The following is a 15,163-nucleotide window of genomic DNA, read 5'->3' on the forward strand; positions in this document are numbered from 1 at the left end:
GTGAGCAAGCCTTCCTTACATTGAGACGGCAGATCGCCGACACCCCCTACCTTGCAAAGTTCAGCAATTGAATGTTTCGGCGATCAAGGCGCGAATAGGTTGATGCAGGCGCTGACGAACGCCGTCAGAAGTCGGGGTGCGCGGTGGAAAGCCCTTCGGCGGCGGTTCAGAAATCGACCTTGGCGGAGAAATCGATCCGACGTCCCGGAAGGACGGTGGCCATGTTGTCGCTGGCGTCGGTGCTGCGCGCCCGGAAGTACAGCTCGTTGTTGAGGTTGTAGCCGTTCAGCTTGAAGTGCCAGCGGTCCGCATCCCAGCTGACGCCGGCGTTGACCACGATGGACCGCGGCAACACGGTGGTCTGGGTGCGATCGAGGAAGGCGGACGACAGGAAATTGCTTCCCGCGTGAATGCCGAAGCCCGAAGCGAAGCTGTAGCTCAGGTTCAGGCCGAACTGCTTTTCCGGATCCCCGGTCCTCTTGGCGAACTGGGCGAGCAGTGCGGCAGGAATGTTCATCTGCGTGCGGCCGCCGTAGAGAAAGGCTTCGGCCGGATAGATCACGCGGCCGCTGGCGGGATCGACCACGTCCTTGAAGCCCAGCTGGCGGGCATTGAGCTCCACCACTTCCTGGCTGTTCTGCAGATATTTGGAGGACTGGAACAGCGCATAGCCGGATATATCGAATCTCGATAGCGGCACCCATTTGAACTGGGTTTCCCAGCCGCGTGCGAGCGAACTGGTGCGATAGGCCGATCCGGTGGGATCGCTGGGCGGCGAGATATCGGCCCGGGTTTGCTGATACACAGCGCTGGAAACAAACAGATTGCCGCCGAACAGGCTGGCCTTGATGCCGGCCTCCTTCAGCTTGGAGCCGCCGATATAGCCCCCCGGCGCCCTGACGATGGGGACGCTGACGATATTGTTGATGTCCTCCAGCACATTCGATGAATGCGCCAGCGTCATATACGGGCGCACGCCGTAAGGCAGGCGCTGCGACAGGCTGATGCTCCAGGATGTGCCGCTGTCGTGGCCGTTGGCCCGGTCCTCGGGGATGGTCCCTCCGGCATTTCCCAGGGTGCCGGTCGATTGGTTGAAGCGTTGGTAATTGACGCTGTCGACCGTCGAGCCGTCCCAGCGCCCGCCCAACAGGAGATTGGTGTTTTGCAATACATCCACATCCAGCATGCCGCCGACGCCGAACTGATCGTAGGCGCTCTTGCGGTTGATGGTGGCCGGTGCCCCGGTGTCATAGGATGGATTGGTGACCCAGTTCCAGAAGCTGGTGTTGGGAACCAGCGTGCCGGAATTCGCTCCCATTACATCCTGGCGGTAGTCGAAGTCGTCGCCAGAGCTGAGGATGGCGGCGCGGGTCAGGCGATAGTCGAGCGAACCGATGGCATTGACGCGCAGCCAGGCCGGCAGCAGTTCGGCCGGCAGGCGGCGCGTCACGATGAACTTGTCCTCGATCGCGTGCATGTCGAGGAATTCCCCGTATGGCAGGTACGAGTCCTTGGTCTGCCCCAGGTTGTCCAGGAAGATCTGGTTCTTCATGGTGAAATTCGGATCCGCGTCGTCGACCAGATCGAAGTAGCACAGCCACAGGTCCGCGTCCTGCATCCGTTCGAAGGCGCCGTTGCGGTGCCAGTCCACCCTGGTATACCCGGTGGTGCGCGGATCCAGCACGAAGCCGATCGGTAACTGTCCCGAAGTCGGCAGGGGGCCGCCCACGCCCTGAGCGCGCAGCAAGCCGGTCGGATCGGCCTCCGGGTGTGCGTTGAGGTAGTCCATCATCGTCTGCGGAATGCCCGCGATCACGGGAAACCGTCCGACCTGATAAGGCTTGCCGGTGGCGTCGGTGGGCCAGGGGTAATTCTGCAGCAGCGGCTGGTTGCCCGGGGTGATGGTCCCCTTCACCGGTGAATTCTGCTGCATCTCCAGAAAACCGATGCGTCCGTCGCCGTTGGAGTCCAACTGTGCCAGCGGCATGCCCTGCACATAACGTCCGCCGTTGATCAGGCTCTGCGTGACCCGGTTCATATAGGAACCGGAGGTCACCGAATTCTGATATTGCATGCCCGTTTCCATGCGGAACGGTCCCACGAAGTTGTTCAGGCTCGAGCTCGCCTGCAGCAACTTCTGCCGCACCCGGACCTGCTCGACGAAGTCGCCGGAGTCCTCGAGCAGGGCGAAGATGTAATAGCCACCTTGCCGGCCGCCGATGGAGTAGGGCGCGCCGACGCCGGCCTCGAATTGTGTTTTCTGGTACGAGCCGATGGTGACCGCGCCGGACCCCTTCAAATCCGTCAGGTAGGCACCGGACAGGGCGCGCGCCGACTTCGGCATCAGATTGGTGTAGCCGCCCATATTGCCCATGCCGTAGATCGGTGAAGGTGGCCCTTCGACGATCTCGATCGAATCCATGGCGTTCAGATCGGTGCGCGCATGGCCCTGCATGGTCAGCCGCTTCATGCCGCGGAAGTACACATCGGAGGCCACGCTGCGCACATTGATCCCGCCTTGAAGATCGTAGCGCGTGGTGGTGAAGGTGCCCGGCACCACGCGCAGGATGTCCTCGATGGTCGCGATGCCCTGGCTGGTCATCTGATCGCTGCGGATCGAAGACACGGACCGCGGTGTTTCGAGCAGGGGTTTGCTGAAACCCAGCGCGAAGTTGCTCGGCTGCGTCGCGGTGGGCGGCAGACTCTCCACCACCGTGATGTCGTTGAGAACCACGACATCCCCATGCTTTTTCGAGGCTGTGGCGGCATGCGGGCTTTCGGGGGGCGGCACCGGCCGGGTGCTTGCCGTGTCGGTGGCGGGAGCGTTCAGGATGACTGTCTTGCTGTTGACGTACTTCCAGGACAGCCCCGAATTGGCCAGCAGGTGGTTGAGCGCTTCGGCAGTCGGCATCGGGCCGGTCACACGAACCACCCGCTTTCCCTCCACGGTTGCCTGGTCGTAGGCGACCTGCAAGCCGCTCTGTTCGCCGAAGCGGTCCAGCGCGTCCGCCAGCTTTCCAGCCGGGATATCGAATTCCATGACCGTTGTGGCCGATTCCGCCCGTGATGGACTTACAAAAACCAGCGCGGCCGAAGTCGCAACGAGGCAGGCCGCCATGAATCTTCCGGAGACCGTCATGCAGTTGAAGGCGGTCACCGCATCCGCGTTCGCTCGCGCAATGATCTTGTGCAAGGCGGGCAGCGAGTTGCAACGCGCCAATTCCGGAAGCGGCTGCGGATGTTCCCGCTCCGCGCGTTCCGCTTGACTCTCGTGCGATGCCGTCGTCGGCCGGTACGACCGGCTTGATGAAAGCTGTAGGTACGGACTATTCGCCGGCCAATCGATTGTGCCGCCCGCTGCATGCATCGTGCGGACTTTGGGAATCTTGAACGGATGCTGAAATGTCATCGCGGCGGCGTTGTGAAGGTCGTCGATGCGCCTGTCGGCGTCCTTCTGAGAAATCCCCGGTAATCCAGTCAAACAGGCGCAGGGCTATCCCCCATTGATCGGCAAGCTGTATAAAGTCCCCGGTCACACAATGAATCATTGCAATATTGAAAAGTCGCCAGCGGAGCTGGATGGATTTCATCCCCGGCTGCGGATGCGGGTTTCAAAGCCCACATAGGCAGCTATGCAATATTCAGACCTCTACCGTCTTGAAGGCTCATTGCTTCAGGCGTCCCCCGGTCGCACGGGCAAGCCTGCGGCCGTGGTGCCTACTCAAGGACGGGTGACGCGGTGCACGTGCCATCAATGCCCCTGCTGCCGGTGTTCGTTGATATTGTTCCCAAGGCCGGCGGCAAAATCCGCCCCTGCGCTTGCGCGCATGGACACCCTATAAGACGGAGATTTCGCGCAATACCCTACCCGGAGATACGGAACGACATCCGTCGGCAGGGCGCTTCTCGGAAGGGGAAACGACTGCGCCCGGTTGCCGGGCGCTCATGCGGATGCGAATGACGCCGGGGTGTCGAAGCTCAACCGCCCTGGCGCGGAAACAACATGATTTCCTGCCCCGCGTCGACGGCGCGGACCGGCAGCACGGCGACCAGCGCCGAGACCGTAAGCGCGCTGTCGCCCATGATGAAGCTGCCGCTGACCGGCAGCTGGGCGAGGGCGGGATCGGCGATGCGTACCTTCCGGGTGGCATAGCGGTTGACTTCATCCAGCGCGCTGGCCAGGGGAGTGGCGCGGAAAACCAGTCGGCCATGCGACCAGCTCGTTGCCGATTCGGCATCCACCGTTTGCTTGTTGCGGACATTGTCGGCCCAGGCAATCTTGAGCTGCTCGCCGGGGACCAGCACATCACGATGCGCGGCGGCGCCGGATGCATCGTCGGTGACGGCAATCGAGCCTTCGGCCAGGGTCACCAGCAGATACTGGTCGTCGCGCTCCACCTGGAAGCGGGTGCCGAGCGCCGTCACGTGTTCGCCGTACACCGAGACCGTGAACGGCCGCGTGGCGTCATGCGCCACTTCGAAAAAGGCGCGGCCGCTGGTCAGTTCGATCTGCCGCTGATGCGCCTTGAGGCGCACCCTGATGCTGCTGGCCACGTCGAGATGCACCACCGAGCCATCCTGCAGGGTGATGTCGCGGTGTTCAGCCGCCGCCGTGGTGTAGGTGGTTTCCGGCGTGGCGGACAGGTTGCCATTCATGAAGCTGATGCCCAGCACCGCGACCAGTGCGCTGGCGGCGAGCGCCATCGAGACGGAAACGCGGCGCCAGTTGCGCTTGCTGCGGAAGGGGGTATCGGCGGCGCCCATGGCGAAGGCCCGGTCGGCCATGGCCTTCAGCCGGGGATCGGTGGCGCCCAGATAAGACACCGCGCGCGAAGACTGCTCGGCTGCGGCGTAGGCTTCTGCGTGCGAAGGATCCTGCTGCTTCCAGCTCTGGAAGCGGGCGCGCTCGACGTCGGTGCAATCGGGCGCGTTAAGCCGTGCGTACCATCGGGCCGCTGACTCCAGAACTGCACTCTTGCTATCCGTGAACATACTTGATGGTGTCTTTCTTTATGTTTGTTATGCCCCCCCTACTTTTTTTAGGCAGGCGGACAATGCGCGACCTATGTGCTTTTCAACCATTTTAACTGAAATTCCGCAATGCCGCGCAATTTCCGGATAAGTCATCTCCCGGACTCGGCTTAACAGAAAGACCTGCTGGCACTTCGGCGGCAGGTGCGCGATCGCGTCGTAGAGCAGGGACAGGTCCTGCATCGAGGACACCACGCGCTCAGGCGGCGGCTGGTCCGACACCAGTTCCATCTCGTCGATCGGCATCTGGTCGGAAACCCTGCGTACCTGCTCCGAGCGCCCGAGATCGTTGGCCACGTTGATGGCGATCCGGTACAGCATCGAAGAGGGCGACTGCACTTCCCTGGAGCCGTTGTATTGCATCATGCGGATGTAGGTTTCCTGGGCCACGTCGGAGGCGTCGTCCGGTGTGCGCAGACGCTTGCGCAGAAACCGGATGAGCGAGCTGTGATGGCTGCGGATGACGTCTTCGACCGATAACGCCGCATGCGTATGGGCAGACATTGAAGCATCAAGCGGAATGTCAATCACGTATGCGTGCTCGGATAAATCGTTCATATACAAGTGAGATCGAATCAGTCCCAAGGCCTGAATGACTTCGCTCGGCAAAGGATGCGCCCCAAACCGGTGCGCCATGCATCCCCGAGTTGAATCTCCCAATCAGCAACACCGTAATGCGAAGTCAGCAAGAGTCGTGCCGGACAAATCGTAATAATGAACGCAGCGTCAAAATAGCCGCAAAACCCTTGCCGGACCGGTGATTTGTCCGCCCTTCCTGGAAGATTTTCCTCCAAAAAACTTCCATGCGAATCCGGGTGTTTAACGAATTGATAAATATTTCGGATGCCAGGTAGGGTGAGCAGATTTTGAGCCGTCTAAATCAGGTTTACCTGCACGAAAACTCATGATTCCAGAGTGGTTCATGACAGTGCACGCGGAGTGGCATGGAGTGCTATCGGAGGATGAGCGATCGGGCATTCTTGAGAAAGGCCGCTCTCATTCCGCGCCATATTTCGGTGCGCGGCCGTGTCCTGCCGCCGCTTTGCCCCACACTCGGGCCGCAATAGATGGCTGTCCTGGGATCCCTCGTGCTCTCCGAACGGCGCAGCTGAACCCGGGCGACGATCGCTCTCGGCGGATCTGCGCCACCCATGCGGCGAAAAAAACAAGCACCGCCAATTACTTCAAAGCCTGCGCCACCCGCGCCCGCAACACCGGCAACAGATCGGTCTCGAACCAGGGATTGCGCTTCAGCCACAGATTGTTGCGCGGGCTGGGATGCGGCAAGGGAACCAGGGCGGGGAGATAGCCGCGCCAGGCCGCTACCGCCCCGGTCAGGGACGGGTGCCGCCCCGCCAGGTGCCAGGCCTGGGCGTAGCTGCCGATGACCAACGTCAGCTCGATGCTGCCGAGTTGCGCCAGCAGCCTTGCCCGCCATTTGGGTGCGCACTCCGGTCGCGGCGGAAAGTCGCCGCCCGGCCCGGTTCCCGGGTAGCAGAACCCCATCGGCACGAGCGCAACTCGCGCGGGATCATAGAACACCTCCGGCGACAAACCCGTCCACGCCCGCAGCCGCTCGCCGCTGGCGTCGTCGAACGGCACACCCGAGGCATGCACCTTCCGCCCGGGTGCCTGCGCCGCGATCAGGATGCGCGCGGAAGGCAGCGCTTGCAGCACCGGCCTAGGCTCGACCGGCAGCTGCTCCGCGCAGATCCGGCACGCCCGAACCTCGGCCAGCAGCGATGTGAAATTGGACATGATCGAGCGTTTGATGGATCAACGAAGCCTGGGCGTCTATCTGCCCTGTAGCTTGCCTGAACCGGCAGGCCTCCGCGCTTGTCCGCGAGTGTCGTATTGGCGGACACTGGCGCCGTTCGGGCCGGCCCGGGCGGTGCTGTGCTCCGCCCGGGAATGCGAGCGTTCAATAGCGCACGCCTATCCTAAAAGGAGTCAGGTATGAAAAGCCACACCACTCACGACGTTGGTGTCTCCAGCCGGATTGGCGCACACGGCATCGCCGGAGCCAGAACATGAGCAAGGGCTCCGATCTGCTGGTTGCGGCACTCGAGAATGAAGGCGTCGACCGGATCTTCGGCATCCCGGGCGAAGAGAACCTCGATGTGGTCGAATCCCTGCGCAATTCGAAAATCGAGTTGGTGCTGACGCGCCACGAGCAGGCAGCGGCCTTCATGGCCGCAACGCAAGGGCGCCTGACCGGCCGCCCCGGCGTCTGCCTCTCCACCCTGGGGCCGGGCGCCCTCAATTTCACCACCGGCGCCGCCTATGCGCACCTGGGCGCCATGCCCATGCTGATGATCACCGGCCAGAAGCCGATCAAGAGCGCCCGGCAGGCGCGATTCCAGATCGTCGACATCGTCCGCACCATGGGCCCCCTGACGAAAATGAGCCGCCAGATCGTCTCCGCCGCCTCGATCCCCGCCACGGTGCGCGACGCCTTTCGCATCGCCACCGAGGAGCGCCCCGGCCCGGTCCACCTCGAACTGCCTGAGGACATCGCCGCCGAAGAAGCCGATGTGCCCCTGGTGCCGGCACACCTGATCAACTGGCCCGTGGCCTCCGCCGCCGCGGTAGAGCGGGTGGCCGAGATGATCCTGCGGGCGAAGTGCCCGCTGATCATGATCGGCGCCGCCGGCAACCGCCCGCGCCTGGTCGAGTCCCTGTCCGATTTCGTGCGCCGGGCGCGGATTCCGTTCTTCAATACCCAGATGGGCAAGGGCGCGGTCACCGGCAACTCCGACCTCTACATCGGCACCGCCGCCCTGACCGAGCGCGACTACGTCCACGATGCCATCGACCGGGCCGACCTGATCGTCGCCATCGGCCACGACACCGTCGAAAAGCCGCCGTTCCTGATGGGCCATGCCGCGCCGGGCCGCAAGGTCGTCTATGTCGGCTTCGTGCCCGCCAACGTCGAACAGGTCTTCTACCCCGATGCCGAATTGATCGGCGACATCGGCGCCAGCGTCGCCGCGCTGGCGCAGCGGCTCGACGGCCGCATCCAGACCGATCCTGCAATGCAGGCCTTGCGCAAGACCATCCTGTCGCACATCAACGAAAGGGTCGGGGAAGATCGCTTCCCTGTCACGCCGCAGCGCCTGGTGCGCGATGTCCGCGCCGTCGTCCCCGAAAACGGCATCGTCAGCCTCGACAACGGCATGTACAAGATCTGGTTCGCGCGCAACTACCGCACGCACATGGCCAATACCCTGCTGCTCGACAACGCGCTGGCCACCATGGGAGCCGGCCTGCCCGCCGCCATCATGGCCAAGCTGCTGCACCCCGACCGCAAGGTGCTGGCCGTATGCGGCGACGGCGGCTTCATGATGAACAGCCAGGAACTGGAGACCGCCATCCGCCTGAAGCTGGATCTGGTCGTACTGATCATCGTCGATTCCGCCTACGGCATGATCCGCTGGAAGCAGGCCGTCGACCGCTTCCCCGATTTCGGCATGACCTTCAACAATCCGGACTTCGTCAAATACGCCGAAGCCTATGGCGCCCGCGGCCACAATGTCACCACCGTCGAAGGCGTGGCGTCGACGCTGCAGGCCGCCTTCGACGCCGGCGGCGTACACCTCGTTGCGGTGCCCATCGACTACAGCGAAAACATCCGCGTGCTGGTGGATGAGCTCGGCGCGCGAACCCTGGAAGGGGAGTCCGCGCGCCGCAACTGATCAAGCCGGCGGCGGCTTTTCCTCCATCTCCCGGATCCCGGCGCGCCTTGCTCGCCGGGATCCGTTTCACTCTCCACCTTTTCGTGCCTGCGCCAACGCCCTGCGATGCAGCAGCAGGTACGCCACCGGCAGCACGATCATCGACAGCAGTGGCGCCGTGATCATCCCGCCCACCATCGGCGCGGCGATCCGCCGCATCACCTCTGAGCCGGTGCCGCCGCCGAACATGATCGGCAGCAGGCCGGCCACGATCACCGCCACGGTCATTGCCTTGGGCCGCACCCGTAATACCGCGCCTTCCTCGATCGCCGCAATCAGGTCGCGCTCGGAATCGAAGCGCTGTTGTTCCTTGCGCTTGCGGATGGCATTGTCGAGATAGAGCAGCATCACCACGCCGAACTCCGCCGCCACGCCGGCCAGCGCGATGAAGCCCACGGCGGAGGCGATCGACAGGTTGTAGCCCAGCAGGTACAGCAGCCACAGGCCGCCCACCAGGGCGAAGGGCAGGGTGCCCATGATCAGCGCCGCCGTGCCGAAATTGCGGAAGGTCAGGTACAGCAGCACGAAGATGATGGCCAGGGTGAAGGGAATCACCAGTTGCAGCTTCTTCGCCGCGCGTTCCAGGTATTCGAATTGTCCCGACCAGGCGATGGAATAGCCCGCCGGCAACTCCACCTGTTCCTGCACCGCCTTCTGCGCGTCCCGGACATAGCCGCCGAGGTCTCGGCCGGAGATGTCCACATAGACCCAGCCGTTGAGGCGGGCATTCTCGCTGCGCAGCTGCGGCGGCCCGTCGGTGACGACGATGTCGGAGACCGCGCCCAGCGTCGTGGTGGCGCCGCGGTCGGTGACGATGGGCAGGGTACGCAGCTTGTCCACCGAGTCGCGCAGTTCGCGCGGATAGCGCACGTTGATCGGAAAGCGTTGCAGGCCCTCCACCGTCTCGCCCACGTTTTCGCCGCCGATGGCCAGCGCCACCACCTGCTGCACTTCCGCGAGGCTCAAGCCAAAGCGCGCCGCGCGCAGCCGGTCGATATGCACCTCGACATAGCGCCCGCCCCGCACCCGTTCCGCATAGGCCGAGCGGGTGCCGGGAACGCTTTTCAGCACCGTCTCCACCTGCTCGCCGATGCGCTCGATCACCTTCAGGTCCGGCCCGGCGATCTTCACTCCCACCGGGCTCTTGATACCGGTGGAGAGCATGTCGATGCGGTTGCGGATCGGCTGCACCCACAGGTTGGCGAGGCCGGGGATGTTGAGCGCCGCATTCATCTTGTCGATCAGCTCGTCCTGGCTCATGTGGCTGGGCCATTCCGACTGCGGCTTGAACTCGATGGTGGTCTCGAACATCTCCAGCCCCGCCGGATCGGTGGCGGTCTCCGCCCGTCCCACCTTGCCGAACACCCGCTTCACCTCCGGAAACTGCATCAGTACCTTGTCGGTCTGCTGCAGCAGCTGCGTCGCCTTGTCGGCCGACAGGCCGGGCAGGGCCGAGGGCATGTACAGCAGGTCGCCCTCGATCAGCGGCGGCATGAACTCGCTGCCCAGCCGGGTCAGCGGGATCGCCGTGAACAACAGCACCATGCCGGCGAATCCCAGGGTCAGCCACGGCGCGCGCAGCGCCGCGTCGAGCAGCGGCTGGTACAGCGCGATCAGCAGCCGGTTGAGCGGATTGCCGCGCTCGTCCGGGATGCGCCCGCGGATGAAATAGAACATCAGCACCGGGATCAGCGTCACCGACAGCCCCGCCGCCGCCGCCATCGAATAGGTCTTGGTGAACGCCAGCGGACCGAACAGCTTGCCTTCCTGCGCCTCCAGCGTGAACACCGGCAGGAAACTCAGGGTGATGATCAGCAGGCTGAAGAACAGCGCCGGGCCGACTTCCGCCGCCGCGCCGGCGATGATGGCCAACTGCTCGCCGGAACCGGGCTTGCGCCCCGGATTGGCATGATTCCAGGCCTCCACATGCTTGTGCGCGTTCTCGATCATCACCACCGCCGCATCGACCATCGCGCCGATGGCGATGGCGATGCCGCCCAGCGACATGATGTTGGCGTTGACGCCCTGCCAGTTCATTACGCTGAACGCGGCCAGGATCCCCAGCGGCAGGCTGACGATGGCGACGAAGGCCGAACGCAGGTGGAACAGGAACAGCGCGCAGACCAGCGTGACGACGACGAATTCCTCGATCAGTCGATCGCGCAGGGTCTTGACCGACTTGTGGATCAACTCCGAGCGATCATAGGTCGGCACGATCTCCACGCCTTTCGGCAGTCCCTGCTGCAAGGAGGCGATCTTCGCCTTCACCGCGTCGATGGTCCGCAAGGCGTTCTTGCCGGCGCGCATCACGATGACACCGCCCACCGCCTCGCCCTTGCCGTCCAGTTCCGAAATGCCGCGGCGGATCTCCGGGCCGATCTGGATGCGCGCCACATCGCCCAGCAGCACCGGCGTGCCGCCGTCGCCCAGGCCCACCGGCACCGAGCGGAAATCGTCCAGGCTCTTCAGGTAGCCGGTGGCGCGCACCGCATACTCGGCCTCGCCCAGCTCCAGCACCGAGCCGCCGGTCTCGTTGTTGGAGTCCTTCAGCGCCTGCACCACGCGCGCGATCGGCACGCCCAGCGCACGCATCCGGTCCGGATCGAGCACCACCTGGTATTGCCGCACCAGGCCGCCGACGCTGGCCACCTCGGCGACGTCGGGTACGCTCTTCAGCTCGTACTTGAGGAACCAGTCCTGCAAGGCGCGCAGCTGCGCGATATCGTAATGGCCGCCGTGGTCGACCAGCGCGTACTCGTAGATCCAGCCGACGCCGGTGCCGTCCGGCCCCAGGGTCGGCTTCGCCGTCGCCGGCAGCCGGCCGGTGACCTGGCTGAGATACTCCAGCACGCGCGAGCGCGCCCAGTAGAGATCGGTCTTGTCGTCGAAGATGATGTAGACGTAGGAGTCGCCGAAGAACGAATAGCCGCGCACCGTGCGCGCGCCGGGCACCGACAGCATGGTGGTGGTGAGCGGGTAGGTGACCTGGTCCTCCACCACCTGCGGCGCCTGGCCGGGGAATTCGGTGCGGATGATCACCTGCGTATCGGACAGGTCGGGAATCGCGTCGAGCGGCGTGTTCAGCGCGGCGTGCGCGCCCCAGATGCCGAGCAGCGCCGTGGCCATCAACACCAGGAAGCGGTTGTGGATCGACCAGTGGATCAGTCGCGCGATCATCTCAGCGCTCCCCGGCCGCGGGCGCCGGCATCAGCTGCGGATCGACATTGCCGCCCTGGCCCGCGCCGGCGCCGGTGAGGTTGTCGAAGGCGCCGCGCAGGCTGGCCTCGGAGTCAATCAGGAACTGCCCGGAAGCGACCACCTGCTGTCCAGCCGTCAATCCCTCGATGATCTCGGACCTGCCGGCATACTCGGCACCCACCTGCACCAGGGCCGGGTGGAAGTGGCTGCCATCGTCCGCCACGATCACCACGCTGCGCGCGCCGGTCTTGATCACCGCCTCGGTCGGCACCATCAGCACGGCTTCCTTCGGCGCGCCAAGCAGATGCACCGAGGCGAACATGCCGGGGCGCAGCCGCTGGCCCGGATTGCCGACCACCAGCCGCAGCTTCAGCGTGCGGGTCGCCGCGCTCAGTTCGGGATACAGATAATCCACCTGTCCGTCGAAGCGCACGCCCGGCAAGGCCGGCACCTCCGCCTGCACGCGGTCACCCGCCTTGATCCAGGCGGCTTGCGTCTCCGCCGCTTCGGCGTTGATCCAGACCGTGCCGAGGTCGGCAAGCTGGAACAGCGTCGTGCCCGGCTGCACCGCCGCACCCTGGCGCACGCCGAGTTCCATCACATAACCGTCCGCCGGGGCGTAGTAGCCGACACGCCGCTCCGCCTGCCGGGTTTTCGCAATATGGCTGACCTGGCCCTCCGTCAGGCCGAACAGGCCCAGGCGCGCGCGCGCCGCCTGCGCCAGGCCCGCGTCGCCCGAACCCAGGGCGATGAGGAATTCCTGCTGCGCCGCCAGCAGCTCGGGTGAATAGACGCCGGCGAGGAACTGGCCCCGCCGCACCGGATCGCCCACCGCCCGCACTGCCAGTTGCTCGACCCAGCCGGGCGCGCGTACCTGCACCGCCTGGATGCGGTGCTCGTCGACGGCCACCAGGCCGACCGTGTCCACCACGCGCGCGAACTGCCCCTGTTCCACCGCCGCGAGGCGCACGCCGAGGTTCTGCACCACGCGCGGATCAATCGACACGCTGCCGGCGCCGGATGCGGCTCCCACTGTCCCCTGGTCCGCCGTTCTCGGCACCAGCTGCATGTCCATGAAGGGCGACTTGCCCGGATGATCGAAGTGCTGGTTGGGAAACATCGGGTCATACCAGTACAGGGGCTTGCCGCCTTCAGCCGCCGCCGGGGCAGCCGCGGCCCCGGCCATCCGGCCGCCATCTTCGTGATGGCGAAAGTGCGCCGCCAGCAGGTAGATCAGGACCGCGAGGCCGCCCAGGAAACACAGCAACAGCATTCTTGATTCACGCATGGCTCAGTTCCCCGGAGCGAAATATTGAAGGCGGACTTGCGCGCGCGCGGCATCGACCGCGAGGGACAAGCGCTGGAGTTGTGTATCGAGCAGGCTGCGCCGCGCCGTCAGCACGGCATCGAAGGCGCCACCGCCGGCGGCGTAGGCGGCCTGCGCGGCATCCACGCGCCGCTGCGCATCGGGAATGATGTCCCGGTCGAAGCTGGCGCTACGTTCGCGCGCGTGATGCCAGTCGATGTAATCCTCGGTGGCCTCGGCATGCAGCTCACGCAAGGCATCCGCCTTGCGATCCTGCGCGGCATCGGACTGCCGCAAGGCCGCGGCGAGATCGCGGTCCTGGCGCCTGGCGGTGAAGAACGGCAGGTCCAGCGAGACCTGGACGCCTGCGAAGTCGGCGTAGTCGGGCCGGTAGCCGAAGTAGCCTTCGACCGAGAAGTCGGACTTGTACGCCTGCCGCGCCAGCTTTACATCCGTGTCGGATGTCTCGATCTGCTTCTGCAGGCCGGCCACGACCGGGTGATGCTCCACCTCCGCGGCGAGCCGGGGAAAATCGGCAGGCGGCGGCAGCGAAGAAAGATCGGCAAGCAGGGGCCGTTGCGCTGCCTCGCCGATCCAGCGCGACAGGCCGGCGCGCATGCGTTCGACGTGATGCTGCCAGTCGTGTGCCTTGTCGTTGACCAGGCTGGCTTCGACTCTCGCGGCCAGCCAGTCGGCTTGCGCGGCGCGGCCGTTGCGATAGTCGTTTTCCAGCGCCTGGACCTGCAAGGCCGATTCGGCCGAAAGCTGGCGGGCGAGGGCCAGCGCCTGCTCGCTTTCATAGACGTCGAGCCAGGCCAGCGCGGCATCGCGGCCGATGGAGCGGCGGTCGTTGTCCAGCCCGAGACGGTCCATCGCCGCTTCCAGGCGCTTGCGCTCGCCCTTGAGCCGGCGCTTGTCGCCGCGCGGAAAGTCCTGGCTGATGCCGACGGAAAACATGGTGAAGTTGTCGTCGCGGACGCTGAAGGCTTCACCGCGGTCCACCGGCAAATCCTTGATTCCGGCCGTGAGCCTGGGGTCCGGCAGTTGCGCCGCCGATACCGCGAGCTGCTCCTCGGCGTCGATAGAAGCTTCGCGTCCGCTCAGGATCGGCTGGTCGGTCAGCGCCAGCCTTGCCGCATCCGCAATCGACAACGGTTCGCCGGCACCAATCGCGCTGCCGTCGAACGGATGCTCATGGGCGAGGGGAACAGCGCCGGAAGCCGGCTCTTCCGCACGAGCAATGAAACTGAGGCCGATAGCCGCGGCGAACAACGCGCGCCGCGTGGCATGATGCTGGAACATGGGAAACACCCCCGGGGGTTCGATGGTCTGGAGCGGCCCGGTGGGCCGTTCGGAGAAACCGCGGTTCAGGCGACTCCGCGTGGGAGCCGCGAGACCATCGAGCTACAGGCGCAGGCGCGCCGTCTGGAGGTATAGCGGACGAACCCGGTGCCGGCTGGCATCGAGTTGTGGGGATAGATAGCGTTTGCCGCCGGCATCGAATGACACCGGCAGCAAATGGGATTCCACCGCGGCAACCGGCGGCGGATCAATCGGGTCGAGCGGCGAATGCTGGTGACCGTAAGCGCTGATTGCCGCGTGGCTCAACGGGGCATCGGCCGGCGCCACCGGATCGCAGCAGTGCTGACCGCTCGCGCCCGGCGGGCATTGGTCCTTGCCTTCCCCAGGGCAGCAGCAGTGGGTCAGCGCGGCACCCGGCATCATGCCGCAGGCGAACGCGCTCCTGGCCTGGGCCGACAGGCTCAGCAGGATCATGATCGCCGCGATGAATTGCCGGATACGCATGGGTGACGGGTTAACTCGCCTCGTTGTTACGTTGCCAGGGTCCGCGCCGGGTCGGGCATGGGACATATCTTGAACCGTCCCGGCCCGG

General features: G+C 64.9%; 11 protein-coding genes. 2 read left to right on the forward strand and 9 right to left on the reverse strand.

Annotation, left to right across the window (positions count from 1 at the left end):
* Nucleotides 1-166: 166 nt before the first annotated feature.
* On the reverse strand, nt 167-3,040 hold the full coding sequence (locus BP26_RS0108990; RefSeq protein ID WP_029920244.1) for a TonB-dependent siderophore receptor: 2,874 nt from the start codon (nt 3,038-3,040) through the stop codon (nt 167-169).
* On the opposite strand from BP26_RS0108990, the gene BP26_RS30110 reads away from it, so the two are divergent.
* Entirely contained in the window at nt 3,039-3,266 is a 228-nt protein-coding gene (locus BP26_RS30110; protein WP_169740670.1) for a hypothetical protein, read from the forward strand. The genes BP26_RS0108990 and BP26_RS30110 overlap by 2 nt on opposite strands.
* Nucleotides 3,267-3,326: 60 nt before the next feature.
* Here BP26_RS30110 and BP26_RS30115 read toward each other — a convergent pair whose 3' ends face one another.
* The 4 genes from BP26_RS30115 to BP26_RS0109005 all read right to left on the reverse strand — a co-directional run bounded on the left by BP26_RS30115 (nt 3,327) and on the right by BP26_RS0109005 (nt 6,789).
* The gene (locus BP26_RS30115) at nt 3,327-3,590 is read right to left on the reverse strand and encodes a hypothetical protein (protein WP_169740671.1); all 264 of its coding nucleotides are present in this window, start codon (nt 3,588-3,590) and stop codon (nt 3,327-3,329) included.
* Nucleotides 3,591-3,978: 388 nt separating this feature from the next.
* Nucleotides 3,979-4,992, reverse strand: coding sequence for a FecR family protein (locus BP26_RS0108995; RefSeq protein ID WP_051748708.1), 1,014 nt, complete (start codon nt 4,990-4,992; stop codon nt 3,979-3,981).
* Between the two features lie 27 nt (nt 4,993-5,019).
* A complete protein-coding gene (locus BP26_RS0109000) occupies nt 5,020-5,589 on the reverse strand; it encodes an RNA polymerase sigma factor (RefSeq protein WP_169740672.1) in 570 nt (189 codons plus the stop codon).
* A 621-nt stretch (nt 5,590-6,210) separates the two neighbouring features.
* Complete coding sequence (locus BP26_RS0109005; RefSeq protein WP_029920247.1) at nt 6,211-6,789, reverse strand: uracil-DNA glycosylase family protein; 579 nt, start codon at nt 6,787-6,789, stop codon at nt 6,211-6,213.
* A 272-nt stretch (nt 6,790-7,061) separates the two neighbouring features.
* Here BP26_RS0109005 and BP26_RS0109010 point away from each other — a divergent pair, with 272 nt between their 5' ends.
* On the forward strand, nt 7,062-8,726 hold the full coding sequence (locus tag BP26_RS0109010) for an acetolactate synthase large subunit (RefSeq protein WP_029920248.1): 1,665 nt from the start codon (nt 7,062-7,064) through the stop codon (nt 8,724-8,726).
* A gap of 66 nt (nt 8,727-8,792) precedes the next feature.
* On the opposite strand, the gene BP26_RS0109015 is transcribed toward BP26_RS0109010, so the two are convergent.
* The 4 genes from BP26_RS0109015 to BP26_RS0109030 all read right to left on the reverse strand — a co-directional run bounded on the left by BP26_RS0109015 (nt 8,793) and on the right by BP26_RS0109030 (nt 15,045).
* Complete coding sequence (locus BP26_RS0109015; RefSeq protein ID WP_029920249.1) at nt 8,793-11,942, reverse strand: efflux RND transporter permease subunit; 3,150 nt, start codon at nt 11,940-11,942, stop codon at nt 8,793-8,795.
* A gap of 1 nt (nt 11,943) precedes the next feature.
* The gene (locus BP26_RS0109020; RefSeq protein ID WP_084182940.1) at nt 11,944-13,251 is read right to left on the reverse strand and encodes an efflux RND transporter periplasmic adaptor subunit; all 1,308 of its coding nucleotides are present in this window, start codon (nt 13,249-13,251) and stop codon (nt 11,944-11,946) included.
* A 3-nt stretch (nt 13,252-13,254) separates the two neighbouring features.
* Entirely contained in the window at nt 13,255-14,571 is a 1,317-nt protein-coding gene (locus tag BP26_RS0109025) for a TolC family protein (protein WP_029920251.1), read from the reverse strand.
* A gap of 102 nt (nt 14,572-14,673) precedes the next feature.
* The gene (locus BP26_RS0109030) at nt 14,674-15,045 is read right to left on the reverse strand and encodes a hypothetical protein (RefSeq protein ID WP_157572435.1); all 372 of its coding nucleotides are present in this window, start codon (nt 15,043-15,045) and stop codon (nt 14,674-14,676) included.
* Nucleotides 15,046-15,163 lie beyond the last annotated feature (118 nt).

This window comes from Nevskia soli DSM 19509, assembly GCF_000711955.1.
Lineage (GTDB): Bacteria > Pseudomonadota > Gammaproteobacteria > Nevskiales > Nevskiaceae > Nevskia > Nevskia soli.

What these genes read in the sequence shown, in the direction of transcription:
- BP26_RS30110 (WP_169740670.1), top strand. Translation starts at nt 3,039, where the DNA reads ATGACCGTTGTGGCCGATTCCGCCCGTGATGGACTTACAAAAACCAGC.
- BP26_RS0108990 (WP_029920244.1), bottom strand. Translation starts at nt 3,040, where the DNA reads ATGGAATTCGATATCCCGGCTGGAAAGCTGGCGGACGCGCTGGACCGC.
- BP26_RS30115 (WP_169740671.1), bottom strand. Translation starts at nt 3,590, where the DNA reads ATGAAATCCATCCAGCTCCGCTGGCGACTTTTCAATATTGCAATGATT.
- BP26_RS0108995 (WP_051748708.1), bottom strand. Translation starts at nt 4,992, where the DNA reads ATGTTCACGGATAGCAAGAGTGCAGTTCTGGAGTCAGCGGCCCGATGG.
- BP26_RS0109000 (WP_169740672.1), bottom strand. Translation starts at nt 5,589, where the DNA reads ATGAACGATTTATCCGAGCACGCATACGTGATTGACATTCCGCTTGAT.
- BP26_RS0109005 (WP_029920247.1), bottom strand. Translation starts at nt 6,789, where the DNA reads ATGTCCAATTTCACATCGCTGCTGGCCGAGGTTCGGGCGTGCCGGATC.
- BP26_RS0109010 (WP_029920248.1), top strand. Translation starts at nt 7,062, where the DNA reads ATGAGCAAGGGCTCCGATCTGCTGGTTGCGGCACTCGAGAATGAAGGC.
- BP26_RS0109015 (WP_029920249.1), bottom strand. Translation starts at nt 11,942, where the DNA reads ATGATCGCGCGACTGATCCACTGGTCGATCCACAACCGCTTCCTGGTG.
- BP26_RS0109020 (WP_084182940.1), bottom strand. Translation starts at nt 13,251, where the DNA reads ATGCGTGAATCAAGAATGCTGTTGCTGTGTTTCCTGGGCGGCCTCGCG.
- BP26_RS0109025 (WP_029920251.1), bottom strand. Translation starts at nt 14,571, where the DNA reads ATGTTCCAGCATCATGCCACGCGGCGCGCGTTGTTCGCCGCGGCTATC.
- BP26_RS0109030 (WP_157572435.1), bottom strand. Translation starts at nt 15,045, where the DNA reads ATGATCCTGCTGAGCCTGTCGGCCCAGGCCAGGAGCGCGTTCGCCTGC.